Here is a 24,948-nt window from a genome sequence, read left to right as displayed (position 1 = left end):
GTTTGAGATATTTGCTCTTTAAAAATCTGGATCAAGCTGAAAATTGAAACGACACACATGTTATGTGTGTTCGAGTCTCTCAAATTTTCGCAAACCGATGATGAATCGAAAGAAACATCTTCGGGTTGTGAGGTTAAGCGACTAAGCGTACACGGTGGATGCCCTGGCAGTCAGAGGCGATGAAGGACGTGCTAATCTGCGAAAAGCGCCGGCGAGGTGATATGAACCTTTGACCCGGCGATGTCCGAATGGGGAAACCCAGTGCAATTCGTTGCACTATCGTTAACTGAATACATAGGTTAACGAGGCGAACCGGGGGAACTGAAACATCTAAGTACCCCGAGGAAAAGAAATCAACCGAGATTCCCCCAGTAGCGGCGAGCGAACGGGGAGCAGCCCGGAGTCTGAATCAGCTTGTGTGTTAGTGGAACGGTCTGGAAAGTCCGACGGTACAGGGTGATAGTCCCGTACACGAAAATGCACAGGTTGTGAACTCGAAGAGTAGGGCGGGACACGTGGTATCCTGTCTGAATATGGGGGGACCATCCTCCAAGGCTAAATACTCCTGACTGACCGATAGTGAACCAGTACCGTGAGGGAAAGGCGAAAAGAACCCCGGCGAGGGGAGTGAAAAAGAACCTGAAACCGTGTACGTACAAGCAGTGGGAGCCTACTTGTTAGGTGACTGCGTACCTTTTGTATAATGGGTCAGCGACTTATATTCTGTAGCAAGGTTAACCGTATAGGGGAGCCGAAGGGAAACCGAGTCTTAACTGGGCGTTAAGTTGCAGGGTATAGACCCGAAACCCGGTGATCTAGCCATGGGCAGGTTGAAGGTTGGGTAACACTAACTGGAGGACCGAACCGACTAATGTTGAAAAATTAGCGGATGACCTGTGGCTGGGGGTGAAAGGCCAATCAAACCGGGAGATAGCTGGTTCTCCCCGAAAGCTATTTAGGTAGCGCCTCGTGAACTCATCTTCGGGGGTAGAGCACTGTTTCGGCTAGGGGGCCATCCCGGCTTACCAACCCGATGCAAACTACGAATACCGAAGAATGTTATCACGGGAGACACACGGCGGGTGCTAACGTCCGTCGTGAAGAGGGAAACAACCCAGACCGCCAGCTAAGGTCCCAAAGTCATGGTTAAGTGGGAAACGATGTGGGAAGGCACAGACAGCCAGGATGTTGGCTTAGAAGCAGCCATCATTTAAAGAAAGCGTAATAGCTCACTGGTCGAGTCGGCCTGCGCGGAAGATGTAACGGGGCTAAACCATGCACCGAAGCTGCGGCAGCGACACTATGTGTTGTTGGGTAGGGGAGCGTTCTGTAAGCCGTTGAAGGTGGCCTGTGAGGGTTGCTGGAGGTATCAGAAGTGCGAATGCTGACATAAGTAACGATAAAGCGGGTGAAAAGCCCGCTCGCCGGAAGACCAAGGGTTCCTGTCCAACGTTAATCGGGGCAGGGTGAGTCGACCCCTAAGGCGAGGCCGAAAGGCGTAGTCGATGGGAAACAGGTTAATATTCCTGTACTTGGTGTTACTGCGAAGGGGGGACGGAGAAGGCTATGTTAGCCGGGCGACGGTTGTCCCGGTTTAAGCATGTAGGCGGAGGTTCCAGGTAAATCCGGTACCTTATTAACGCTGAGGTGTGATGACGAGGCACTACGGTGCTGAAGTAACAAATGCCCTGCTTCCAGGAAAAGCCTCTAAGCATCAGGTAACACGAAATCGTACCCCAAACCGACACAGGTGGTCAGGTAGAGAATACCAAGGCGCTTGAGAGAACTCGGGTGAAGGAACTAGGCAAAATGGTGCCGTAACTTCGGGAGAAGGCACGCTGATATGTAGGTGAAGCCCCTGCGGGTGGAGCTGAAATCAGTCGAAGATACCAGCTGGCTGCAACTGTTTATTAAAAACACAGCACTGTGCAAACACGAAAGTGGACGTATACGGTGTGACGCCTGCCCGGTGCCGGAAGGTTAATTGATGGGGTTAGCGGCAACGCGAAGCTCTTGATCGAAGCCCCGGTAAACGGCGGCCGTAACTATAACGGTCCTAAGGTAGCGAAATTCCTTGTCGGGTAAGTTCCGACCTGCACGAATGGCGTAATGATGGCCAGGCTGTCTCCACCCGAGACTCAGTGAAATTGAACTCGCTGTGAAGATGCAGTGTACCCGCGGCAAGACGGAAAGACCCCGTGAACCTTTACTATAGCTTGACACTGAACACTGGTCCTTGATGTGTAGGATAGGTGGGAGGCTTTGAAGCGTGGACGCCAGTCTGCGTGGAGCCGACCTTGAAATACCACCCTTTAATGGCTGGTGTTCTAACGTAGACCCGTAATCCGGGTTGCGGACAGTGTCTGGTGGGTAGTTTGACTGGGGCGGTCTCCTCCCAAAGAGTAACGGAGGAGCACGAAGGTTAGCTAATCCTGGTCGGACATCAGGAGGTTAGTGCAATGGCATAAGCTAGCTTGACTGCGAGAGTGACGGCTCGAGCAGGTGCGAAAGCAGGTCATAGTGATCCGGTGGTTCTGAATGGAAGGGCCATCGCTCAACGGATAAAAGGTACTCCGGGGATAACAGGCTGATACCGCCCAAGAGTTCATATCGACGGCGGTGTTTGGCACCTCGATGTCGGCTCATCACATCCTGGGGCTGAAGTAGGTCCCAAGGGTATGGCTGTTCGCCATTTAAAGTGGTACGCGAGCTGGGTTTAGAACGTCGTGAGACAGTTCGGTCCCTATCTGCCGTGGGCGCTGGAGAATTGAGGGGGGCTGCTCCTAGTACGAGAGGACCGGAGTGGACGCATCACTGGTGTTCGGGTTGTCATGCCAATGGCACTGCCCGGTAGCTAAATGCGGAAGAGATAAGTGCTGAAAGCATCTAAGCACGAAACTTGCCCCGAGATGAGTTCTCCCTGAGACTATAAGTCTCCTGAAGGAACGTTGAAGACGACGACGTTGATAGGTCGGGTGTGTAAGCGCAGCGATGCGTTGAGCTAACCGATACTAATGAACCGTGAGGCTTAACCTTACAACGCCGAAGCTGTTTTGGCGGTGAGAGACGATTTTCAGCCTGATACAGATTACAGAATTTGCCTGGCGGCTTTAGCGCGGTGGTCCCACCTGACCCCATGCCGAACTCAGAAGTGAAACGCCGTAGCGCCGATGGTAGTGTGGGGTCTCCCCATGTGAGAGTAGGGAACTGCCAGGCATCAATTAAGAAGAACCCCGTACCGTAAGGTGCGGGGTTTTTTGCTTTTGGTTTTTCTCCCCTGGCCTTTCTCTTAATCTCTTACCCTGCTAATGGAATGTGTGATCCCTGTCTCAATGTTATTTATAACAAAATTATAACATTTCATTTACGAGGTAATTGAGTCTCCTGGCTCAATACACCGCTGTTTATGGCAGGAGCATAATCACAATGACAGAAAGTATTACATCAAACGGGACGCTGGCTAACAGTGATACCCGAAGAAGGGTATGGGCAATCGTCAGCGCCTCTTCCGGGAATCTGGTTGAATGGTTTGACTTCTACGTCTACTCATTCTGTTCACTCTACTTCGCACATATCTTCTTCCCGTCCGGCAACACCACAACACAGCTACTACAAACGGCAGGGGTATTTGCCGCCGGATTCTTAATGCGACCCATTGGGGGCTGGCTGTTTGGGCGTATTGCGGATCGTCGCGGGCGCAAGGCCTCCATGCTGATCTCGGTTTGTATGATGTGCTTTGGATCTCTGGTGATCGCCTGCTTACCAGGATATGAATCGATCGGGACATGGGCGCCTGCGCTGCTTTTGCTGGCTCGCTTATTCCAGGGACTATCGGTGGGCGGTGAATACGGTACCAGTGCGACCTACATGAGTGAAGTTGCCCTGGAAGGCCGCAAAGGTTTTTACGCCTCATTCCAGTACGTCACGCTCATTGGTGGTCAATTGCTGGCGATTCTTGTGGTGGTGATCCTGCAGCAGATCCTGACAGACGAACAACTTCACACCTGGGGATGGCGAATTCCTTTCGCACTGGGCGCAGCACTGGCGATTGTCGCACTTTGGTTACGCCGTCAGTTAGATGAAACCTCGCAGAAAGAGGTCAGGACGCTAAAGGAGGCGGGAACATTCAAAGGTTTATGGCGAAACCGCAAAGCTTTCCTGATGGTGCTGGGCTTCACTGCGGGCGGCTCTCTCAGTTTTTACACTTTCACCACCTATATGCAAAAGTATCTGGTGAACACCACCGGAATGCACGCAAACGTCGCCAGCGTTGTTATGACAGTGGCACTTTTTGTCTTTATGCTCATACAACCGATTATCGGTGCGCTTTCCGATAAGATTGGTCGCCGTACGTCAATGCTGATCTTTGGTGGGCTGTCAGCGCTGTGTACTGTCCCTATTTTGACAGCCCTTCAGCATGTCTCCTCGCCATATGCCGCATTTGCACTGGTGATGCTGGCGATGGTGATTGTCAGTTTCTACACCTCGATCAGCGGAATACTGAAAGCCGAAATGTTCCCGGCACAGGTACGAGCGCTAGGGGTAGGGCTCTCATATGCGGTAGCCAATGCGCTGTTTGGCGGATCGGCGGAGTATGTAGCGTTGTCGCTTAAATCATGGGGAAGTGAAACGACATTCTTCTGGTATGTGACGGTAATGGGGGTGCTGGCCTTTATTGTCTCCCTGATGCTGCATCGCAAAGGGAAGGGCATTCGTCTTTAATAATGCGCCATCTGCCAGACGGCATAACCGGTGGTTGCACCGGCGACGTCCCAGGCGAAATCTTTCCAGCTCCAGCCGCTCCCCGCGGGGCGGCTATCCCACAGTTCTTTTGATGCTCCAAGGCTTACTGAGAACATCAATCCTATCGCTGCGCTCCGGTCCCGGCTGTATCCCTGATGCTGTGCATATTCGTTACCGGCTGCAGACAGCATTGCGGAGGCGAGGAAGTGCTGAGCCTTATCCTGTCCGGACCAGCTATCGTTGGCCATATGGCTGCAGCCACTCAGAAAGAGGACGCTCAGTAGCAGAGAAGTACGCATCAACGGGCTCCATAAAAAAGCCCTGCGGGTGACAGGGCTCTGACATTACAGAATACGGCTGATAAGTCGGTCGATACGGATACGACGTAAACGGCGGATCAACTTACGGACTTTCACCGGATAATCGGCAATGCTCTGTAGTTCGCGGTAATGGTTAACCACCGTAGTATGCGTGCGAATCAACTCCAGCTCACGTTCACGCTGGGCGGCTAACTCATGCTGCGGGTCATGGATGAGAATGGCGTTTTCCAGATCCAGTCTCCAGGCGCGTGGGTTAAGGTTGTTACCGGTCAGCAGCATCCACTCATCGTCGACCCACATTCCTTTCAGGTGGTAACTGTTGTCTTCATCTTTCCACAGACGCACAACCAGCTGGTCAGTGTTGACGTAATACTGTAAACGGCTCAGGAAACGACGCAGGTTAATCTCATAAAGATAAGGCAGCGCACCGATGATTTTGAACGGCTGGTCTTCAGGGATGAAAAAGTCGTTTGCTGTTTTATCGCCGACGATAATTTCCACTTTTTTACCGTCGCGCAGTAGCTGAATGATATTTCGCACCAGCACGGCAGGAAGGTTGAAGTATGGCGTACAGATGGTGAGTTTCTGCTCTGCACATGGCATCAAATGGAAGATCGTTTTGTTCAGCAGGCTTGATTTGCCGAGCCCTACCAGCGGGGTAACAGATAACTCTTCGTTGTTCGCATCGCCCTGGAAATGGTAGACCGCATCGCGCAACTCCTGGCGGAAAGCGCGAACATCATTTTTGATCTCCGGGCTTTTAGGACGCTCAGGATCGTCAAGGCGATTAACACCACGACCGTGTACCAGGTTTTTATCAACCCAGTTGAACATGATATCGGCCATCTGTGGATTACGAATCAGGTGGTAGCGGTCGTAGCGATATTTATCGAGCTGATGAAGGTAGACATCATTCAGGCTTGCGCCGCTGTACAGGACGCTGTCATCAATGATGAACCCTTTAAAATGAAGGACACCGAGTGCTTCACGGGTATTAACGGGTACGCCATAAACAGGGACATCGACGCCAGGATTTTCCTGCGCCGTGCGACAATACCAGTCTGCATTAGTATTGGAAGCGGCTGCGCCGATACGGCCACGCTGAGCGCGATGCCAGTCAACCAGTACGCGAACATCCAGTTCCGGACGCTGACGTTTAGCTTCATAGAGTGCGTTGAGGATCGCACGACCGCCTTCATCTTGTTCAAGATACAGGGCCACAATGCAAATGCGTCGCGTGGCGCTGGCAATCTTTTCCAGAAGCGTTTCCCGAAAATGAGCGGGAGCATAAAAGAACTCTACATCATCAACTGACTGAGAAATCTTCGGTAGTTGAGCAAGGTGTTGTTGATGTTTATTACGCTTAAATTTTGACAACATCACAGTGCGTTTCTTCTCTGTTCATTGAAGGGTTGTCTGTACCATGCAAACAACATAAGCGGACAATGATACCACCAGTCCCGTCCAAAGTGGGTAACATTTCCAGTAGGTTACTCGTGTTTGTCTGCTGATGTCAGGACGAGGGACAAGGCAACAATACCTTCCTCCAGCTGAATATCAACGTCAAATCCGAGTTTTCGCGCCAGGGTCACCATACCGCGATTGTTTGGCATAGTAATGCCATTCAGGCGCAACAATCCGTGATCTCGCGTATAACTGATGAGTTTTTCCAGCAGTCGTCTACCCAGCCCCAGGCCTTTAAGATCGGAGCGCACCAGCACGGCAAACTCCGCATCGACATTATCCGGGTCAGAAATGGCTCGCGTGACGCCGAGGATCTCATCATCATGACCTGCACGACGCACGGCAACAAACGCCATTTCTCGATCGTAGTCGATCTGGGTCATATTGGCTAAATCATCGTGGGTAAATTCGTTGATTTCGCTAAAATAGCGGTAGTAGAGATCTTCTTTTGTAACCTGAGAGATAAAGGCCCGCAGCTGGGGTTCATCTTCCGGCAGAATTGGGCGGAACAGGACGCGTTCCCCATTTTTCATCTCTACCCACTCCTCCAGATGCAGAGGATATGGACGGATTGCCAGGCGGCTCTCTCTGTCCCCTTCGAAGGGCGCGATATCTAGCGTCACGTCCAGCGCCGTAAACTCATTGCCGGAAGCGAGTAGCGGATGGATATCCAGCCGCTGGATCTCGGCACAATCCACGATCAGATTAGACACCTGCACCAGGAATTGACTTAACCCGGCAATATCGAGCGGACGCAAGGCACTGCGGCCACGGATCTTTTTGCTTTTAATCGCCTGAATGATCAGATAGCGCGCGAGGTTCATGTTCAGCGGCGGTAAAGCAACGACAGCCTGTTCCTCCGGGTGCCACTCCACGCCACCTTCTCCCAGCATAATAAGCGGGCCGAAGACGGGATCGTGCTCTACCACGACTCGTAGTTCCTGAGCGCCTGCGCGGTTAGCCATGCTTTGTACCAGCAGTCCGTGGATCCGGGCCTGCGGCCAGGCCATCTTAACGCGATCAAAAATGGCATCAGCTGCCTGCTGTACCTCCGTTGCCGTACGCAGATATAACATGACACCCTGAACATCTGATTTATGCGGTATATCGGGAGAGCGCAGCTTAAGAGCGACCGGATAGCCAATCTGCTCCGCAATATGTACTGCCTCGGCGCTGTCGCTGGCGATCCAGGTTGGCAGGGTTTGCATCCCGTAGCTGCCCAGAATGGGCTGCACTTCATGCGTATCAAGCGATGTCGCGCCCTCTTCAATAGCCTGCTGCAAGAGTCGATGAACGTCGACGGTATTCGCCGTCAGGTTACCAGGTAGCGCCGGGGTTTCGCGTAGCTGCTTCTGATTGCGGCGATATTCCACCATATGCATAAATGCGGTGATAGTCCCTTCCGGCGTACGGTAGGTTGGCAGACCGGCTTCGCTGAACAGACGTCGTGCCTCCTGAGATGAAAACTCACCGCACCAGTTTGTCAGCAGAGTGACATATTTGCCGCGCGGATGGTTGCGTACAGCTTCAATTAACGCGCGCGCACTTTCACTGCCCGGCGCGACTGCGCTGGGGGAGTGGATAATCATCAATGCATCGAAGTCCTGACTATCCAGCAAAATTGAGATAGCCCGAATATAGCGATCGCTGCTGGCGTCATCGCGCAAATCAAGCGGATTGCCGGGCATCACGCTTGTCGGAAGCGCCTCTCTGAGGCGTTGAAGCGTCTCTTCACCCAGCGTTGCCAGCTTTCCGTTGCGCAGCCACAGTTCATCCAGCGCAAGCGCAGCAGGGGCCGCACCATTGCTGACAATCATTAATTTCTCGCCACGCAGTGGGCGCATGTGGCTGAGCGTCTCAACGGCGGAAAAAAGCTCGTGCGTATCCTGCACCCGCAGTAACCCCGCGCGCTGGATGGCGGCATCCCAGGCGGGATCCATGCCGGAATGAGACTGCAGGAGACGCTGGGCAGCAGGACTGCGACCGCTTTTGATAACCAGGATCGGCTTATTGCGCGAAGCACTTCGTGAAGCCGATACAAAACGACGGGCGTCGCTCAGATGCTCAAGATAAAGGAGTATCGCGCTGGTTTTGCTGTCACGAGCCAGGAAATCCAGAAGCTCATCAACGTCGATATCCAGGCTGTCGCCCAGGGCAATGAAGTAGGAGAAACCCATTTCGCGCTGTTGCGCCCAGTCGAGGATAGTGTTCGATACTGCAGCCGACTGCGAGATAAACGCCAGTTTGCCTTTGCGGATCGGTACCGGGGAGAAACTGGCATTCAACCCCTGCCAGGGGGCGAGCAGGCCCAGGCTGTTCGGACCAAGGATACGCATCTGGTAGCGGCTGGCGTAGGCGAGCAGTTCGGGTTGCTGTTCAGGTCGAGACGAGAGAATAATGCAGGTTTTACACCCTTTCTTGCCAAGTGCTTCCAGCAGTTCCAGATTGCGTTTCGCATTCGTACACAGCACGGCGAGGTCCGGCACAAAAGGCAGGCTCTGCACATCTGGCCATGCCAGCACCCCCTGAACGGCCTTATAAGCCGGCGTGACGGGCATGACGGGGCCATTAAATCCTCCCGCGAGCAGGTTGCGCATCATCAGATAGCCTGCCCGATCCGGTTTCATGGATGCGCCGATAACGGCAATGGATTTAGGACGTAATAGCGCTTCTAACCCTCGCTGGCTCATGCAAGTCTCCCGTGATTGCAAGCGACCTGATGATTTTAAACGCTTTCTGACTCTGTTGCTGTGATGCTGCCCTTATGAATGGTTTTTCCCGCCAGATAGCGTTCCCGGAAACAAGAGAAATGGTTGCCCAGGGCGCCTGCTGCTGCGGTATCCCCGGCTAAATCCAGCAGCGCGATGGCCACCTCGGCGGTGCAATATTGTCCGTCAGCATGCGCTTCACGCAGGCGATAAGCCGAGACGCGGGAAAGATCGACAGAAATGACCGGCAGCGCGTCAAGGTAAGGGCTTTTGCGAAACATTTTCCGCGCTTCGGTCCATGTGCCGTCCAGCATAATAAACAGCGGTGGCTTACCGGACGGTGGCGCCGAAAGCACCTGACGATTGTCGCCTGCGTAAGAGGCCGGGAAAACGACCATCGGCTGATAGTCCGGGTTTGTCACCAGATCGAGCAGGGCCTGTGGCGGCTCGGTGCGGGACCATTGAAACGCGGCAGTATCCGGCAGAATATCGGCAATCAGCCGCCCTGTATTACTGGGTTTCATCGGCTCGGTATCAAACATGACCAGACAAAAACGGCTTTTAGCCGTACTGGGTGCCAGCGTTTCGCACAGGCAAACTTTAAGCGGAAGCAGGCAGCGCTGGCAGCGACGAATGCGATTGCCACGGGCAAGAAAAGGACGAGTGGCGCGTGCAAGGCGTTCGGCGCGTAACAGGAGGACAGCGTTATCGGTCATGGGCGAAGTGAAGGAAAAACGCCATTTTCGCAGAGGCGGGAGCGGGGCACAAGATGTGCCCCGTGAAAGTTACAGTGATTCGTTTAACCAGCTGTCAAACGGCGCTTTCGGTACTGCGCCATTGAGCATGTCGACGACTTCACCGTTTTTAAAGATCATAATGGTCGGGATGCTGCGAATGCGGAAACGTGCGCTAAGCTCGCGTTCCGCCTCGGTATTCACCTTAACAAAACGCATCTTACCGCTGCGCTCTTCGGCCACGTCTTCAAAGATTGGCGCGAAGCTTCGGCATGGACCGCACCACGGTGCCCAGAAATCGACCACCACCGGGAGATCGTCCTTGAGGAGTTTGTCCAGCGTAGCACCCGTCGCGTTAATGACATCGCCATCAAACAGTTCGTGGCCACAACGTCCGCATTTCGCACCATCGTCAATCCGATCGTCCGGAATGCGATTAAGAGCCTGACAGTTGGCACATACGGTATTCATAACTAACCTCTGATAGAGCCGTGGGACAGCGGCAGAACGCCGATAATGTTTCTAATATGTTACATATTATCAATGAGCCTGTTTGAAACAACAATGCGTTTTATTCAATGAGAACAATAGTCACAGGCTTTTGTACGAAATTATGGCTATGCGCTGGCACATCAGGTAATCTGCGCGCTTCGCGCAGCGCTGGTGGAGAAAAGCATGAACGACGAAATGAAAAACAAAAGCGGCAAGGTCAAAGTGATGTATGTCCGCAGTGATGATGACTCTGATAAACGCACCCAAAATCCGCGTACCGGAAAAGGTGGCGGGCGTCCGGCGTCTTCTCGTGCAGACGGTGGCCGTCGCCCCGCCCGCGATGACAGAAACACCCGCGGTGATGACCGCAAACGTGACGATCGCAAACGCGATGACCGTCCGCGTTCCGACCGCCCACGTAGTGACCGTCCACGCGACGATCGTCCGCGTGATGACTTCTCGCGTGACAACGCCTCCCCGTGGCGCACCGTTTCTCGCGCCCCGGGCGATGAGACGCCAGAGAAAGCCGATCACGGCGGTATCAGCGGTAAAAGCTTTATCGATCCGGAAGTGCTGCGCCGTCAGCGTGCGGAAGAGACCCGCGTGTATGGCGAGAACGCCTGCCAGGCGCTGTTCCAGAGCCGCCCTGAGTGTATCGTCCGCGCCTGGTTTATCCAGAGCGTGACCCCGCGCTTTAAAGAAGCACTGCGCTGGATGGCTGCGAACCGTAAAGCCTACCACGTGGTGGATGATGCCGAGCTGACCAAAGCGTCCGGTACCGAGCACCACGGCGGCGTCTGCTTCCTGATCAAAAAACGTAACGGCACCACCGTGCAGCAGTGGGTCAGCCAGGCGGATGCCGATGACTGCGTGCTGGCGCTGGAAGATGTAGGCAACCCGCACAACCTGGGCGCGATGATGCGCAGCTGCGCGCACTTTGGCGTGAAGGGTGTGCTGTTACAGGATGCTGCACTGCTGGAATCCGGTGCCGCTATCCGCACTGCAGAAGGCGGAGCGGAGCATGTGCAGCCGATCACCGGCGACAGCGTGCTGGACGCCCTTGAGCAGTTCCGTAAAGCGGGTTATTCCATCGTGACCACGTCGAGCCATGCTGGTACGCCGCTGTTTAAAGCGACGCTGCCGCGTAAAATGGTGCTGGTATTAGGTCAGGAACGTGACGGTCTGTCTGACGCGGCGCTTTCCAGCGCTGATCTGAGCGTCTCTATCGACGGGACAGGTAATGTAGAAAGTTTGAACGTGTCCGTTGCGACCGGCGTACTGCTGGCGGAATGGTGGCGTCAGAATAAGGCATAAGCCTCTCAATGTGCCGGGTCTGGCCCGGCACATTCAAATCCTACTCGCTCTCTGCCGGTAACACTGGCATCCAGTCAATTGGCGTTTCGCCACGTTTTTCCAGCCATTCATTCGCCAGAACAAAGTGATTACTGCCGAAGAAACCGCGATGTGCCGACAGCGGAGACGGGTGCGGCGCTTTTAAAACGTGATGGCGCTGACGGTCGATAATCGCCCCTTTCTTTTGCGCGTGAGAACCCCACAGTAAAAACACCACGCCTTCACGATGTTCGTTGATCAGGCTAATAACCTTATCGGTAAAGGTTTCCCAGCCCAGGCTGGCGTGAGAATGTGCCTGACCCGCCCGTACAGTGAGTACCGTATTTAACAGCAGCACACCCTGATGCGCCCAGCTTTCCAGGTAACCGTGGGTGGGGCGGGTGAAGCCAGGAACGGTTCCCTCAAGCTCTTTATACATATTGAGCAGAGAAGGGGGGATAGCCACGCCCGGACGGACGGAGAACGCCAGCCCGTGTGCCTGACCCGGGCCGTGATACGGATCCTGGCCAAGAATGACCACCTTCACATCGCTCAGCTCAGTGTAACGAAAGGCGTTGAACACATCTTTCTGCGGCGGATAAATCGTCTGCCCGGACTGACGTTCAGCTGCAACGGTGCTGAGTGTATTGATAAAATAGGGTTGTTGTTTTTCTTCTGCCAGCACATCGTGCCATGTCAACGGTGTGGTCATCTCGCTCTCCTGCGAATCTCATTCTGTTTCTAGCTTACCTGTTAAACGCCAGTGAGCAAAATGACGCGCTGAAACGTGCGCTAAGTAACTAAATTTATTTTGAAAAGATACACAACCAGTTGAATTGGTAAGGTGCTGAAATTGATCTAAAACAATAAATTCAAACCATACTCTTTATGTGGTTGGTGTTTTTGTTGATTTAAATCAATAAATCGCCGGGGTGCGAGTGATATATATGCACACAAGAAACAATGGTTTTACCAATTGGCCGTGTGAGGCCGACACCAGTTAATGTAGCCTAAGGGAGGCAACACATGATTACAGGTATCCAGATTACTAAAGCTGCAAATGACGATCTGCTCAATTCTTTCTGGCTGCTGGACAGCGAGAAAAACGAAGCACGCTGCGTGGTTGCAAAAGCCGGTTTTACTGAAGATGAGATCGTGCCAGTGAGCAAACTGGGCGAAATCGAATATCGTGAAATCCCAATGGAAGTGAAACCGGAAGTGCGCGTGGAAGGCGGTCAGCACCTGAACGTTAACGTTCTGCGTCGTGAAACGCTGATGGATGCCGTTGAGCACCCTGAAAAGTACCCACAGCTGACTATTCGCGTGTCTGGCTATGCGGTTCGTTTTAACTCACTGACCCCAGAGCAGCAGCGCGACGTTATCGCGCGTACCTTTACTGAAAGCCTGTAAGGTTCCAGTTTCGGGGGTGAATAAAAAAGCCGGGGAAATCCCCGGCTTTTTCTTACTCTTCAGTTTTCGTATCCTGCGCGGCAGCGCTTGGCTTACGACGCTTACCAATGTTTTTGGTATCGCGGTGGCGTTGCTTAACGCGCGGCTTCTCTTTTTCTTTCTCTTTTCTCTCAGCGCGTTTTGCGAGTGCTTTCTTGGACGGTTTGCCCGTCATTTTTTCACTCGGCGCGCGGGTAGTTGGGCGCAGGCCGTCAATGACGCGAGATTTCAGCGGCTCATCAACATAGCGACCAATTTTTTGCAGCAGCAGGTGATCGTGCGCTTCAACCAGTGAAATCGCAGTACCTTTACGTCCGGCGCGACCGGTACGGCCAATGCGGTGCAGATAGGTATCACCACTGCGCGGCATATCGAAGTTGATCACGTGGCTCACGTCCGGAATGTCGATCCCGCGTGCGGCAACGTCTGTCGCCACCAGCACGTTCACGCGGCCATCGGTCAGGCGTTTGATGCCTTCGGTACGCTTAACCTGCGCCATCTCACCTTCGAGGTAGCAGTTATTAATGCCCGCATTACGCAGCATTTCTGCCAGCTCGTGCACGCGCTCGCGTTTACGCACAAAGACGATGGTACGCAGAGCATCTTCCTGCTTCAGCAGGTGCTTCAGTAATTCGACCTTGTGCTCAAGGTTGTCCGCACGGTAATACCACTGGTGGATCTTCTTGCGCTCACGCGTAGAGGGCGTCGCAGAGACTTCAACCGGATCTTCCAGCAGACGCTCGGCGAAATCTTTAATCGCGTCCCCTTCAAGGGTGGCAGAGAACAGCATCGTCTGGTTACGCCAGCGCGTCTCGCCCGCAATATGTTCGATATCCTGTGCGAAGCCCATGTCCAGCATACGGTCGGCTTCATCCAGAATCAGCGTTTCTACCGCGCGGCAGTCGAAGTTCTCTTCTTTAATGTACTGCAGCAAACGGCCCGTCGTCGCAACAACGATATCCTGGTTTTCGCTGAACACTTCGGCGTGGTTCATATACGCCACGCCGCCGGTAATAGTGGCGATATCCAGATGGGTGTTAGCCGCCAGCTCACGCGCGTGATCGGCAACCTGCATGGCCAGCTCGCGCGTAGGCGTCAGGATCAAAATACGCGGTGGGCCTGATTTTTTTCGTGGAAAGTCGAGCAGGTGCTGCAACACAGGCAGCAAATAGGCTGCTGTCTTCCCCGTGCCGGTTGGCGCAGAACCGAGCACATCGCGGCCCTCAAGCGCAGGCGGAATGGCCGCTGCCTGAATGGCGGTCGGGCGTGTAAAGCCTTTGCTCTCAAGTGCATTGAGCAGGCTTTCATCGAGTTCAAGTTCGGAAAAAGTCGTTACAGTCATGTTCTACCTCTGTGTGGGGCGCTGATTATAGACGTTACGGCTGTAATCTTCATCTGTTTGTATGGATATCGCTTTGCGGTGCCTTCGCTTTCCCCTATGCTACTCCAGTTTCACTTAGAAGGTTGCCCTGACATGTCTCAACTCAAAGCGCAGTTGCGCCGCGATGGTTTTACGTTTAAACAATTTTTTGTCGCCCACGATCGCTGTGCCATGAAAGTCGGCACCGACGGTATTTTACTGGGAGCATGGGCCCCTGTCGCAGGTGTTAAACGTATTCTTGATATCGGTACCGGCAGCGGGCTGGTGGCGTTGATGCTGGCCCAGCGTACGGAAGAGCATGTCACGATTGATGCCGTTGAGCTCGATGCGCAGGCTGCAGGGCAGGCGAGTGAAAATGCGGCCGAATCCCCCTGGGCAGACCGGATTCGCGTTCAATGTGCGGATGTGCTGGTCTGGGCGCCTGAACAAACTGCGCGTTACGATCTTATCGTCAGCAACCCTCCTTACTACGCGCCCGGTGTCGAGTGTGGTACCCCTGAACGTGAACAGGCGCGTTATACCGGTTCACTCGATCATAAAGCACTGCTTACCAGCGCGGCTGAACTCATCACTGAAGAGGGATTTTTTTGCGTAGTGTTGCCAGAAAGCACGGGTAATACATTTATTGGTCTGGCGCAGGAGATTGGCTGGACATTACGTTTGCGAACTGACATTTCTGATACGGAAGGACGACTGCCGCACCGCGTGCTGCTGGCGCTCTCGCCAAAAGAAGGTGAATGCTTTAATGACCGTATGGTGATTCGAGGGCCAGACCAGCGTTATTCCGAAGATTACACTGCTCTGACCCAGGCATTTTATCTGTTTATGTGAACCTGCGGAGCCAGTATCGACGGGCCGGATTCAGCAAGCTGATCCGGGTAGTCCAGGGTGTAGTGCAAGCCGCGGCTCTCTTTACGCATCATGGCGCAGCGAACAATCAGCTCGGCAACCTGCACCAGATTGCGCAGCTCCAGCAGATTATTGGATACGCGGAAATGGGCATAATATTCATCAATTTCCTGCTGCAGCATAGTAATGCGGCGCAACGCACGTTCCAGACGTTTTGTGGTGCGCACAATCCCTACGTAGTCCCACATAAACAGCCGTAGCTCATGCCAGTTGTGCTGGATCACGACCAGCTCGTCCGGGTTATCCACGCGGCTTTCATCCCAGGCAGGTAAGTGCTCAGTCTCGCGGGCGTAAGGCATGCGTTTCGTGATGTCTTCCGCCGCTGACCAGCCGTACACCAGACACTCAAGCAGCGAGTTCGACGCCATACGGTTCGCGCCGTGAAGGCCGGTATAGCTCACTTCGCCGATAGCATACAGACCTTCTACGTCGGTGCGCCCGTGATCGTCAACCATCACGCCCCCGCAGGTATAGTGGGCCGCAGGCACAATGGGCACCGGATCGCGGGTCAAATCAATCCCCAGGTTCAGCAGTTTTTCGTAAATCATCGGGAAATGCTGGCGAATGAATGCGGCTGGCTTATGGCTGATATCGAGATACATGCAGTCCACGCCCAGACGTTTCATTTCATGGTCGATGGCGCGGGCAACGATATCGCGAGGGGCCAGCTCGCCACGCGCGTCAAAGTCCGGCATAAAGCGGGTACCGTCAGGGCGTTTCAGATAAGCGCCTTCACCGCGCAGGGCTTCCGTCAGCAGGAAGTTGCGCGCCTGAGGGTGGAACAGGGCTGTTGGGTGAAACTGATTAAATTCGAGATTCGCCACGCGGCAGCCTGCGCGCCAGGCCATGGCGATACCGTCTCCGGAAGCGATGTCCGGGTTAGTGGTGTACTGATACACCTTAGAGGCACCGCCCGTCGCCAGTACAACGGCCTTCGCCTGACAGGTTTCAACCTTCTCTTTATTACGGTTCCAGACCCATGCACCCACCACGCGACGCGGACCAGGCAGGCCAATCTTGTCGGAAATAATCAGGTCAACGGCATTACTGCGCTCAAGAACCCGAATATTAGGATGGTTAAGCGCTTTACCCACCAGCGTGGTCTCCACCTCTTTACCGGTGGCATCCGCTGCGTGCAGGATGCGGCGGTGGCTATGGCCGCCTTCGCGCGTGAGGTGGTAGCTCTCTTCACCGTTAGGCTGAATCTGGGTATCAAATAATACGCCCTGATCGATGAGCCACTGAACGCAATGGCGGGCATTGCTGGCAACGAACTCTGCGGCGTGCGCATCCACGATCCCGGCGCCGGCAATCAACGTATCTTCTACGTGCGACGCTATGCTGTCGGTCTCGTCAAACACGGCGGCAATGCCGCCCTGGGCATAAAATGTGGAACCTTCACTTATCGGTCCTTTGCTCAGAACGATAACGTTTTGATGCTCGGCCAGGCGCAGCGCCAGAGAGAGACCGGCAGCGCCGCTACCGATGATCAGGACATCACAATGGAGTTCAGATGTTGTGTTCATGATTGTTGTTTAATTTACTAAACAGTGTTGGGTCAGAATAGCACCTGAGTGCGATTTATCGCACGTTTTTTTTAGAGGTTGTTGCAATGGCTAAACGCGTAAGACGGAGTAAATAGCGGGTAAAGGAATGAAATTATTTTGCGAAGCAGATCGTTAGCGTCAGATTTTGTGGTGAAATAAAGACTGGGTTGCGTTACTCTTCTCGCGGGAAAAAAGATGTTTCTTGTCAGAAAGTGGTGCGTATCGTGAACAGACTTATAATGAGAGAAAATGAACAGTCTGCGGCGCGATGAACAAAAACAAAGGCGTTACGGAACTTATTGACGATCGGACACTCTAACTCGGTGCTTGCTCAAAGTGCGGTGTTTTTAGAGTGGCGTTTCGATAACGCGTGGAATTTAGGTTTGGGGAGACATTACCTCGGATGAGCGAGCAGTTAACGGACCAGGTCCTGGTTGAACGGGTCCAGAAGGGAGATCAGAAAGCCTTTAACTTACTGGTGGTGCGCTACCAGCATAAGGTGGCGAGTCTGGTTTCCCGCTATGTACCGTCAGGTGATGTGCCTGATGTGGTGCAAGAGTCTTTTATTAAGGCCTATCGCGCGCTGGATTCTTTCCGGGGAGATAGTGCTTTTTATACCTGGCTGTACCGTATTGCTGTTAATACGGCAAAGAATTATCTGGTTGCTCAGGGTCGTCGTCCGCCGTCCAGTGATGTAGACGCTATCGACGCCGAAAACTTCGAAAGTGGCGGTGCGCTGAAAGAAATTTCGAACCCTGAGAACTTAATGTTGTCAGAAGAACTGAGACAAATTGTTTTTCGCACGATCGAGTCGCTCCCGGAAGATTTACGCATGGCAATTACGTTACGGGAGCTTGATGGTCTGAGCTATGAAGAGATAGCCGCTATCATGGATTGTCCGGTCGGCACGGTGCGTTCACGAATCTTCCGTGCGCGAGAAGCTATTGATAATAAAGTTCAACCGCTTATCAGGCGTTGACGATAGCGGGATACTGGAAAAGGTATTAGGCATGCAGAAAGAAAAACTTTCCGCTTTAATGGATGGTGAGACGCTGGATAGTGAGCTGCTCAACGAGCTGTCTCATTCTCCCGAAATGCAAGAGACCTGGGAGAGTTACCATCTCATCCGTGACACGCTGCGCGGCGATACCGGCGAGGTTCTCCATTTCGATATCTCTGCCCGCGTGATGGCGGCCATTGAGAATGAGCCTGTTCATCAGACCACTCCGCTGATTCCTGAAGCTCAACCTGCACCTCACCAGTGGCAGAAAATGCCGTTCTGGCAAAAGGTGCGTCCGTGGGCCAGCCAGCTCACCCAAATGGGGGTTGCTGCATGCGTATCGCTTGCAGTTATCGTTGGCGTCCAGCACTATAATACTCAGTCTGAAACTACTCAGCAGCCAGAAGCGCCAGTGTTTAACACACTGCCGATGATGGGCAAAGCGAGCCCGGTTAGCCTGGGCGTACCGGCTGATGCTTCCGCCAGCGGCGGTCAGCAACAGCAGGTGCAGGAGCAGCGCCGTCGCATTAATGCGATGTTGCAGGATTACGAGTTGCAGCGTCGTCTGCACTCTGAACAGCTTCAGTTTGAGCAGGCCCAAACCCAGCAAGCTGCTGTGCAGGTGCCCGGAAACCAAACTTTAGGAACGCAATCGCAGTAATGAAGCAACTTTGGTTCGCCATGTCTCTGATGGCGGGTAGCCTGTTCTTCTCTGCCAACGCCTCGGCTGATGTTTCATCCGGGGCGTTGTTGCAGCAAATGAATCTGGCCAGCCAGTCACTCAATTACGAGTTGGCATTTATTAGCATCAATAAGCAGGGCGTCGAGTCGTTACGCTATCGTCATGCCCGTCTTGATAATCAGCCACTCGCCCAGCTTTTACAGATGGATGGTCCGCGTCGGGAAGTTGTCCAGCGAGGCAACGAAATCAGCTATTTCGAGCCCGGCCTGGAGCCTTTCACGCTCAATGGCGACTATATCGTTGATTCTCTGCCATCACTCATCTATACCGACTTCAAGCGGCTGGCCCCTTACTACGATTTTATTTCGGTAGGGCGTACGCGCATCGCAGACAGACTGTGTGAAGTGATCCGCGTGGTTGCTCGCGATGGCACGCGCTACAGCTATATCGTCTGGATTGATGCGGAAACCAAGCTGCCGATGCGTGTGGACCTGCTTGACCGCGACGGTGAAACGCTTGAACAGTTCCGCGTGATCTCCTTCAGCGTGAACAATCAGGTTGGCAACAGCATGCAGAATCTGGCCAAAGCCAGCCTGCCGCCGCTGCTTTCTGTTCCGGCAGGGGATTCCGTTAACTTCAACTGGGTTCCTTCCTGGATCCCGCAAGGCTTTAGCGAAGTGTCCAGCAGCCGTCGTCAGTTGCCAACTATTGACACGCCCGTTGAGTCGCGCCTCTATTCCGACGGTTTGTTCAGTTTCTCGGTGAATATCAACCGCGCAACGGCAAACAGCTCTGAGCAAATGCTTCGTACCGGACGTCGCACGGTGAGCACCACGGTACGTGATAACGCAGAGATCACGATTGTGGGTGAATTACCTCCGCAGACGGCGAAGCGCATTTCAGACAGCATTAAATTCAGGGCCGCGCAATGATTAAAGAGTGGGCAACCGTCGTCTCGTGGCAAAATGGCGTTGCGCGAGTCAGTTGCGATGTCAAAGCCTCATGCAATAGCTGCGCATCCCGTGCCGGGTGCGGCAGCCGCGTGCTGAACAAGCTTGGGCCGCAAACGTCGCATACTATCTCTGTGCCAAGTGAACAGCCGCTGGTGGCGGGGCAGAAGGTTGAACTGGGGATTGCGGAAGGCAGTCTGCTCGGTTCCGCGATGCTGGTCTATCTCTCTCCGTTGGTCGGGTTATTTATCATGGGCGGCCTTTTCCAGACCCTATTTGGTACCGATGTGGCCGCCATGTGTGGTGCCGCGTTGGGGGGCATCGGGGGATTCTGGCTTGCTAAAGGTCTCTCACCGAAGCTTGCCGCGCGCGAAGAGTGGCAGCCTGTCATTCTCAGCGTTGGGTTGGCACCAGACCAGCTTCGTGTCGAGACGCTCTCTTCTGAGGCCCGATGATCCATCGGGCTTTATCAATTTTTACGTCCTAATACAGAAAACGCCCTTTCTTCACGCTATACCTGTCTCTAAGTGCATTTCCAGGTAGCGAGGATGTAGTGTAGAATGCTGCGTTTTCGCACTGAAAAACGTCAGGCTAAGAACAGCGGCCTCCAGGAATTCGTAAGGCATAATTATTTAACTATATGAAGAACATACGTAACTTTTCGATCATTGCTCACATTGACCACGGTAAGTCGACGCTGTCTGACCGTATTATCCAGATTTGCGGTGGCCTGTCTGATCGTGAAATGGAAGCCCAGGTTCTGGACTCCATGGACCTGGAACGCGAACGCGGTATCACCATTAAGGCGCAAAGCGTTACGCTGGATTACAAAGCGGCTGATGGTGAAACCTATCAACTGAACTTTATCGACACCCCAGGCCACGTTGACTTCTCCTATGAAGTATCACGCTCGCTGGCGGCCTGTGAAGGTGCGCTGCTGGTCGTCGATGCCGGGCAGGGTGTTGAAGCCCAGACCCTGGCAAACTGCTATACCGCGATGGAAATGGATCTCGAGGTTGTGCCGGTTCTGAATAAAATCGACCTGCCAGCTGCCGACCCTGAACGCGTCGCGGAAGAGATTGAAGATATTGTCGGCATTGACGCGACGGATGCCGTGCGCTGCTCCGCGAAAACCGGTGTGGGCGTGACCGATGTGCTGGAACGCCTGGTGCGTGACATCCCGGCCCCGGAAGGCGACCCGGATGGCCCACTGCAGGCGCTGATCATCGACTCCTGGTTCGATAACTACCTTGGTGTTGTCTCTCTGGTGCGTATTAAAAACGGCACCATGCGTAAAGGCGACAAAATCAAGGTGATGAGTACCGGACAGGTCTACAACGCCGACCGTCTGGGTATCTTCACGCCAAAACAGGTTGACCGTACCGAGCTGAAATGCGGCGAGGTAGGCTGGCTGGTTTGTGCCATTAAAGACATCCTCGGCGCGCCAGTGGGCGATACCCTGACCGGTGCGCGTAACCCGGCAGATAAAGCGCTGCCAGGTTTTAAAAAGGTGAAACCGCAGGTTTACGCGGGTCTGTTCCCGGTCAGCTCAGATGACTATGAAAACTTCCGTGATGCGCTCGGTAAACTGAGCCTGAACGATGCTTCCCTGTTCTACGAGCCAGAAAGCTCAACGGCGCTGGGCTTCGGTTTCCGCTGTGGCTTCCTCGGCCTGCTGCACATGGAGATCATTCAGGAGCGTCTGGAACGTGAATACGATCTGGATCTGATCACCACCGCACCGACCGTTGTGTATGAGGTAGAAACCACCTCGAAAGAAGTGATCTACGTCGATAGCCCGTCCAAGCTGCCGCCGCTGAACAATATCCACGAACTGCGTGAGCCGATTGCAGAGTGTCACATGCTGCTGCCACAGGAGTTCCTGGGCAACGTCATTACACTGTGTATTGAGAAGCGTGGCGTGCAGACCAACATGGTCTACCACGGTAACCAGGTGGCGCTGACCTATGAAATCCCGATGGCGGAAGTGGTACTCGACTTCTTCGATCGCCTGAAGTCTACCTCCCGTGGCTATGCGTCCCTGGATTACAACTTCAAGCGTTTCCAGGCCTCCAACATGGTGCGTGTGGACGTGCTGATCAACGGTGAGCGTGTGGATGCGCTGGCCCTGATCACCCACAACGACAATGCGCCGTACCGTGGTCGCGAGCTGGTTGAGAAAATGAAAGATCTGATCCCGCGTCAGCAGTTCGACATCGCGATTCAGGCGGCCATTGGTAACCACATTATCGCGCGTTCTACGGTGAAACAGCTGCGTAAAAACGTTCTGGCGAAGTGCTACGGCGGTGACGTCAGTCGTAAGAAAAAGCTGCTGCAGAAGCAGAAAGAAGGTAAGAAGCGTATGAAGCAGGTCGGTAACGTTGAGCTGCCACAGGAAGCATTCCTTGCCATTCTTCATGTTGGTAAAGACGGCAAATAACCTTTAAGGAGTTGGCATGGCGAACATGTTTGCCCTGATCCTGGTCATTGCTACCCTGGTGACAGGTCTGCTGTGGTGTCTGGATAAGTTTATCTTCGCCCCAAAACGCCGTGAGCGTCAGGCTGCCGCACAGGCAGCCACTGGCGACCAGCTGGATGCGAAAACCCTGAAAAAAGTCGGCCCGAAACCGGGCTGGCTGGAAACGGGCGCCTCGGTATTCCCGGTGCTGGCCATTGTGCTGGTGGTGCGATCGTTTATTTACGAGCCGTTCCAGATCCCATCCGGTTCAATGATGCCAACGCTGCTGATTGGTGATTTTATTCTGGTAGAGAAGTTTGCCTACGGCATTAAAGATCCTATCTACCAGAAAACGCTGATCGAAACCGGTCATCCGAAGCGTGGCGACATCGTGGTGTTCAAATACCCGGAAGATCCGCGTCTGGACTACATCAAGCGTGCGGTTGGCCTGCCGGGTGATAAAGTGACCTACGATCCGGTCGCCAAGGAAGTTACCGTTCAGCCTGGCTGCAGTTCTGGCACCGCGTGTGAAAACGCACTGCCCATCACCTACTCAAACGTTGAGCCGAGTGATTTTGTGCAGACCTTTGCCCGTCGTAACGGCGGTGAAGCGACCAGCGGGTTCTTCCAGGTGCCAAAAGGCGAAACCAAAGAGAACGGTATTCGTCTGGTCGAGCGCAAAGAGACGCTGGGTGATGTGACTCACCGTATCCTCACGGTGCCAATCGCGCAGGATCAGGTGGGTATGTATTATCAGCAGCCGGGTCAGCAGCTGGCGAGCTGGATTGTACCGCCGGGACATTACTTCATGATGGGGGATAACCGCGATAATTCTGCGGACAGCCGTTACTGGGGATTTGTGCCTGAGGCGAATTTGGTCGGTAAAGCCACCGCAATCTGGATGAGTTTTGAGAAACAGGAAGGCGAATGGCCGACCGGTGTACGCCTGAATCGCATTGGCGGAATCCATTAATTCTCAATAAATGAACGCGTAGCCGCTTTAATTAGCGGCTACGTGAATTATTTCCTCGATAAATCTCTTTGAACTAACGACATCCCCTGTCGTTGTGTATAGAATATTCCCCCGAAGTTTAAGGTTGGCCCTGCAAGGGTGCCACGGCACACGAAACCGCGTTGGTTTTCTCAGGTCGGTTTCGTGTGCTGCATTTTTGACGCATTCATTTATTGGTATCGCATGAACCCCATCGTAATTAATCGGCTTCAACGGAAGCTGGGCTACACTTTTCATCATCAGGAGTTGTTGCAACAGGCATTAACCCACCGCAGTGCCAGCAGCAAGCATAATGAGCGTCTTGAGTTTTTAGGCGACTCAATTTTAAGTTTCGTGATTGCGAATGCGCTTTATCATCGTTTCCCGCGTGTTGACGAGGGGGATATGAGCCGCATGCGTGCCACGCTGGTTCGGGGGAATACCCTTGCGGAAATCGCGCGCGAATTTGAACTGGGCGAATGTCTGCGTCTTGGGCCGGGTGAACTGAAAAGCGGCGGCTTCCGTCGTGAATCTATTCTTGCCGATACGGTCGAAGCATTAATTGGTGGTGTGTTCCTGGACAGCGATATCCAGACCGTAGAAAAGCTGATCCTCAACTGGTATCAGAGCCGTCTGGACGAAATCAGCCCGGGCGATAAACAAAAAGATCCGAAAACGCGTCTGCAGGAATATTTGCAGGGCCGTCATCTGCCGCTGCCATCTTATCTGGTGGTGCAGGTACGTGGTGAAGCGCACGATCAGGAATTTACCATCCATTGCCAGGTCAGTGGCCTGAGTGAACCGGTGGTGGGCACAGGTTCAAGCCGTCGTAAGGCTGAACAGGCTGCCGCCGAACAGGCGTTAAAAATGCTGGAGCTGGAATGAGCGAAGAAAAAACGTATTGCGGATTTATTGCCATCGTCGGACGTCCGAACGTCGGCAAATCCACCCTGCTGAATAATCTGCTTGGGCAGAAGATTTCTATTACCTCGCGTAAGGCGCAGACCACGCGTCACCGCATTGTCGGCATCCATACTGAAGGCGCGTATCAGGCGATCTACGTCGATACTCCGGGCCTGCACATGGAAGAGAAGCGTGCCATTAACCGTCTGATGAACAAAGCGGCGAGCAGCTCGATTGGTGATGTAGAACTGGTCATTTTCGTTGTGGAAGGCACCCGCTGGACGCCGGACGACGAAATGGTGCTGAACAAGCTACGTGACGGCAAAACGCCGGTCATCCTCGCGGTCAATAAAGTTGACAACGTGCAGGAAAAGGCTGACCTGCTGCCGCATCTTCAGTGGCTGGGCAGCCAGATGAACTTCCTCGATATCGTTCCGCTGTCTGCAGAGACTGGCCTGAACGTCGATACCATCGCGGGCATCGTGCGTAAGCATCTTCCGGAAGCGATTCATCACTTCCCGGAAGACTACATCACCGATCGTTCTCAGCGCTTTATGGCGTCTGAAATCATCCGTGAAAAGCTGATGCGTTTCCTGGGCGCGGAACTGCCGTACTCTGTGACGGTGGAGATCGAGCGTTTCCAGACCAACGAGCGCGGCGGCTACGACATTAACGGCCTGATCCTCGTTGAGCGTGAGGGGCAGAAGAAGATGGTGATCGGCAACAAAGGTGCCAAGATCAAAACCATCGGTATTGAAGCCCGTAAAGACATGATGGAGATGTTTGAAGCGCCGGTTCACCTGGAGCTGTGGGTGAAAGTGAAATCTGGCTGGGCCGATGATGAGCGTGCTCTGCGCAGCCTCGGTTACGGCGAAGACCAGTAAC

At 53.7% G+C, this 24,948-nt stretch carries 20 protein-coding genes and 2 rRNA genes; 14 read left to right on the top strand and 8 right to left on the bottom strand.

Going from position 1 to position 24,948, the window contains the following annotated elements; translation table 11 throughout:
• The first annotated feature begins 131 nt into the window (after positions 1–131).
• The 3 genes from ABFI50_RS03755 to ABFI50_RS03745 all read left to right on the top strand — a co-directional run bounded on the left by ABFI50_RS03755 (position 132) and on the right by ABFI50_RS03745 (position 4,722).
• Positions 132–3,036 (top strand): 23S ribosomal RNA (locus ABFI50_RS03755).
• Between the two features lie 64 nt (positions 3,037–3,100).
• Positions 3,101–3,216, top strand: a 5S ribosomal RNA gene (gene rrf / locus ABFI50_RS03750).
• A 210-nt stretch (positions 3,217–3,426) separates the two neighbouring features.
• Positions 3,427–4,722, top strand: coding sequence for an MFS transporter (locus ABFI50_RS03745; RefSeq protein WP_047344914.1), 1,296 nt, complete (start codon positions 3,427–3,429; stop codon positions 4,720–4,722).
• Here ABFI50_RS03745 and ABFI50_RS03740 read toward each other — a convergent pair.
• The 5 genes from ABFI50_RS03740 to trxC all read right to left on the bottom strand — a co-directional run bounded on the left by ABFI50_RS03740 (position 4,719) and on the right by trxC (position 10,440).
• Positions 4,719–5,042 (bottom strand): YfiM family lipoprotein, encoded by a 324-nt coding sequence (locus ABFI50_RS03740; protein ID WP_014884860.1) that lies wholly within the window; start codon positions 5,040–5,042, stop codon positions 4,719–4,721. The genes ABFI50_RS03745 and ABFI50_RS03740 overlap by 4 nt on opposite strands.
• Positions 5,043–5,087: 45 nt before the next feature.
• Positions 5,088–6,443 carry a CDP-diacylglycerol--serine O-phosphatidyltransferase gene (gene pssA / locus ABFI50_RS03735; RefSeq protein ID WP_023331103.1) on the bottom strand — a complete coding sequence of 452 codons (1,356 nt, stop codon included), beginning with the start codon at positions 6,441–6,443 and terminating at the stop codon, positions 5,088–5,090.
• A 110-nt stretch (positions 6,444–6,553) separates the two neighbouring features.
• Positions 6,554–9,217, bottom strand: a complete 2,664-nt coding sequence (gene pat, locus ABFI50_RS03730) for a protein lysine acetyltransferase (RefSeq protein ID WP_347485393.1) — start codon at positions 9,215–9,217, stop codon at positions 6,554–6,556.
• Positions 9,218–9,252: 35 nt separating this feature from the next.
• The gene (tapT, locus tag ABFI50_RS03725) at positions 9,253–9,951 is read right to left on the bottom strand and encodes a tRNA-uridine aminocarboxypropyltransferase (RefSeq protein WP_045135188.1); all 699 of its coding nucleotides are present in this window, start codon (positions 9,949–9,951) and stop codon (positions 9,253–9,255) included.
• Positions 9,952–10,020: 69 nt separating this feature from the next.
• Positions 10,021–10,440: a thioredoxin TrxC gene (gene trxC, locus ABFI50_RS03720; RefSeq protein WP_014884856.1), complete on the bottom strand. Its 420-nt coding sequence runs from the start codon at positions 10,438–10,440 to the stop codon at positions 10,021–10,023.
• A 204-nt stretch (positions 10,441–10,644) separates the two neighbouring features.
• Between trxC and ABFI50_RS03715 the strand changes: the two genes are divergently transcribed.
• Positions 10,645–11,775 carry a tRNA/rRNA methyltransferase gene (locus ABFI50_RS03715; protein ID WP_014884855.1) on the top strand — a complete coding sequence of 377 codons (1,131 nt, stop codon included), beginning with the start codon at positions 10,645–10,647 and terminating at the stop codon, positions 11,773–11,775.
• Positions 11,776–11,815: 40 nt separating this feature from the next.
• Here the strand turns inward: ABFI50_RS03715 and ung are convergent, their stop codons facing one another.
• A complete protein-coding gene (gene ung / locus ABFI50_RS03710) occupies positions 11,816–12,505 on the bottom strand; it encodes a uracil-DNA glycosylase (RefSeq protein WP_014884854.1) in 690 nt (229 codons plus the stop codon).
• 314 nt (positions 12,506–12,819) lie between these two features.
• Here ung and grcA point away from each other — a divergent pair, with 314 nt between their 5' ends.
• Positions 12,820–13,203, top strand: coding sequence for an autonomous glycyl radical cofactor GrcA (gene grcA / locus ABFI50_RS03705; RefSeq protein ID WP_014884853.1), 384 nt, complete (start codon positions 12,820–12,822; stop codon positions 13,201–13,203).
• A 52-nt stretch (positions 13,204–13,255) separates the two neighbouring features.
• On the opposite strand, the gene srmB is transcribed toward grcA, so the two are convergent.
• Positions 13,256–14,584, bottom strand: a complete 1,329-nt coding sequence (srmB, locus tag ABFI50_RS03700) for an ATP-dependent RNA helicase SrmB (protein ID WP_014884852.1) — start codon at positions 14,582–14,584, stop codon at positions 13,256–13,258.
• A gap of 132 nt (positions 14,585–14,716) precedes the next feature.
• On the opposite strand from srmB, the gene ABFI50_RS03695 reads away from it, so the two are divergent.
• The gene (locus ABFI50_RS03695) at positions 14,717–15,454 is read left to right on the top strand and encodes a tRNA1(Val) (adenine(37)-N6)-methyltransferase (RefSeq protein WP_014884851.1); all 738 of its coding nucleotides are present in this window, start codon (positions 14,717–14,719) and stop codon (positions 15,452–15,454) included.
• Here ABFI50_RS03695 and nadB read toward each other — a convergent pair.
• Positions 15,439–17,058, bottom strand: coding sequence for an L-aspartate oxidase (gene nadB, locus ABFI50_RS03690; RefSeq protein ID WP_176260676.1), 1,620 nt, complete (start codon positions 17,056–17,058; stop codon positions 15,439–15,441). The two genes, ABFI50_RS03695 and nadB, sit on opposite strands and share 16 nt — an antisense overlap.
• 424 nt (positions 17,059–17,482) lie before the next feature.
• Between nadB and rpoE the strand changes: the two genes are divergently transcribed.
• The 8 genes from rpoE to era all read left to right on the top strand — a co-directional run bounded on the left by rpoE (position 17,483) and on the right by era (position 24,947).
• Positions 17,483–18,058 carry an RNA polymerase sigma factor RpoE gene (gene rpoE, locus ABFI50_RS03685; RefSeq protein WP_006176728.1) on the top strand — a complete coding sequence of 192 codons (576 nt, stop codon included), beginning with the start codon at positions 17,483–17,485 and terminating at the stop codon, positions 18,056–18,058.
• 31 nt (positions 18,059–18,089) lie between these two features.
• Positions 18,090–18,740 carry an anti-sigma-E factor RseA gene (rseA, locus tag ABFI50_RS03680; RefSeq protein WP_248217271.1) on the top strand — a complete coding sequence of 217 codons (651 nt, stop codon included), beginning with the start codon at positions 18,090–18,092 and terminating at the stop codon, positions 18,738–18,740.
• The gene (gene rseB / locus ABFI50_RS03675) at positions 18,740–19,693 is read left to right on the top strand and encodes a sigma-E factor regulatory protein RseB (RefSeq protein ID WP_023331097.1); all 954 of its coding nucleotides are present in this window, start codon (positions 18,740–18,742) and stop codon (positions 19,691–19,693) included. The genes rseA and rseB overlap by 1 nt, the downstream gene beginning before the upstream one ends.
• Positions 19,690–20,166: a SoxR-reducing system protein RseC gene (gene rseC, locus ABFI50_RS03670; RefSeq protein WP_014884848.1), complete on the top strand. Its 477-nt coding sequence runs from the start codon at positions 19,690–19,692 to the stop codon at positions 20,164–20,166. Before rseB ends, rseC begins: the two co-directional genes overlap by 4 nt.
• Before the next feature lie 185 nt (positions 20,167–20,351).
• Positions 20,352–22,151, top strand: a complete 1,800-nt coding sequence (lepA, locus tag ABFI50_RS03665; RefSeq protein WP_014884847.1) for a translation elongation factor 4 — start codon at positions 20,352–20,354, stop codon at positions 22,149–22,151.
• Between the two features lie 16 nt (positions 22,152–22,167).
• Positions 22,168–23,142, top strand: coding sequence for a signal peptidase I (lepB, locus tag ABFI50_RS03660; protein ID WP_014884846.1), 975 nt, complete (start codon positions 22,168–22,170; stop codon positions 23,140–23,142).
• Positions 23,143–23,364: 222 nt separating this feature from the next.
• On the top strand, positions 23,365–24,045 hold the full coding sequence (gene rnc, locus ABFI50_RS03655; RefSeq protein ID WP_010434072.1) for a ribonuclease III: 681 nt from the start codon (positions 23,365–23,367) through the stop codon (positions 24,043–24,045).
• On the top strand, positions 24,042–24,947 hold the full coding sequence (gene era / locus ABFI50_RS03650; protein ID WP_006176722.1) for a GTPase Era: 906 nt from the start codon (positions 24,042–24,044) through the stop codon (positions 24,945–24,947). Before rnc ends, era begins: the two co-directional genes overlap by 4 nt.
• Position 24,948 lies beyond the last annotated feature (1 nt).

It is taken from the genome of Enterobacter sp. HNDS-6 (assembly GCF_039850505.1).
In the GTDB taxonomy this organism is placed as follows: Bacteria; Pseudomonadota; Gammaproteobacteria; order Enterobacterales; family Enterobacteriaceae; genus Enterobacter; species Enterobacter kobei.
This window is presented reverse-complemented; position numbering and strand designations above follow the sequence as displayed.

Excerpts from the sequence above, each read along its gene's own strand:
- ABFI50_RS03745 (WP_047344914.1), top strand. The coding sequence starts at position 3,427 with ATGACAGAAAGTATTACATCAAACGGGACGCTGGCTAACAGTGATACC.
- ABFI50_RS03740 (WP_014884860.1), bottom strand. The coding sequence starts at position 5,042 with ATGCGTACTTCTCTGCTACTGAGCGTCCTCTTTCTGAGTGGCTGCAGC.
- pssA (WP_023331103.1), bottom strand. The coding sequence starts at position 6,443 with ATGTTGTCAAAATTTAAGCGTAATAAACATCAACAACACCTTGCTCAA.
- pat (WP_347485393.1), bottom strand. The coding sequence starts at position 9,217 with ATGAGCCAGCGAGGGTTAGAAGCGCTATTACGTCCTAAATCCATTGCC.
- tapT (WP_045135188.1), bottom strand. The coding sequence starts at position 9,951 with ATGACCGATAACGCTGTCCTCCTGTTACGCGCCGAACGCCTTGCACGC.
- trxC (WP_014884856.1), bottom strand. The coding sequence starts at position 10,440 with ATGAATACCGTATGTGCCAACTGTCAGGCTCTTAATCGCATTCCGGAC.
- ABFI50_RS03715 (WP_014884855.1), top strand. The coding sequence starts at position 10,645 with ATGAACGACGAAATGAAAAACAAAAGCGGCAAGGTCAAAGTGATGTAT.
- ung (WP_014884854.1), bottom strand. The coding sequence starts at position 12,505 with ATGACCACACCGTTGACATGGCACGATGTGCTGGCAGAAGAAAAACAA.
- grcA (WP_014884853.1), top strand. The coding sequence starts at position 12,820 with ATGATTACAGGTATCCAGATTACTAAAGCTGCAAATGACGATCTGCTC.
- srmB (WP_014884852.1), bottom strand. The coding sequence starts at position 14,584 with ATGACTGTAACGACTTTTTCCGAACTTGAACTCGATGAAAGCCTGCTC.
- ABFI50_RS03695 (WP_014884851.1), top strand. The coding sequence starts at position 14,717 with ATGTCTCAACTCAAAGCGCAGTTGCGCCGCGATGGTTTTACGTTTAAA.
- nadB (WP_176260676.1), bottom strand. The coding sequence starts at position 17,058 with ATGAACACAACATCTGAACTCCATTGTGATGTCCTGATCATCGGTAGC.
- rpoE (WP_006176728.1), top strand. The coding sequence starts at position 17,483 with ATGAGCGAGCAGTTAACGGACCAGGTCCTGGTTGAACGGGTCCAGAAG.
- rseA (WP_248217271.1), top strand. The coding sequence starts at position 18,090 with ATGCAGAAAGAAAAACTTTCCGCTTTAATGGATGGTGAGACGCTGGAT.
- rseB (WP_023331097.1), top strand. The coding sequence starts at position 18,740 with ATGAAGCAACTTTGGTTCGCCATGTCTCTGATGGCGGGTAGCCTGTTC.
- rseC (WP_014884848.1), top strand. The coding sequence starts at position 19,690 with ATGATTAAAGAGTGGGCAACCGTCGTCTCGTGGCAAAATGGCGTTGCG.
- lepA (WP_014884847.1), top strand. The coding sequence starts at position 20,352 with ATGAAGAACATACGTAACTTTTCGATCATTGCTCACATTGACCACGGT.
- lepB (WP_014884846.1), top strand. The coding sequence starts at position 22,168 with ATGGCGAACATGTTTGCCCTGATCCTGGTCATTGCTACCCTGGTGACA.
- rnc (WP_010434072.1), top strand. The coding sequence starts at position 23,365 with ATGAACCCCATCGTAATTAATCGGCTTCAACGGAAGCTGGGCTACACT.
- era (WP_006176722.1), top strand. The coding sequence starts at position 24,042 with ATGAGCGAAGAAAAAACGTATTGCGGATTTATTGCCATCGTCGGACGT.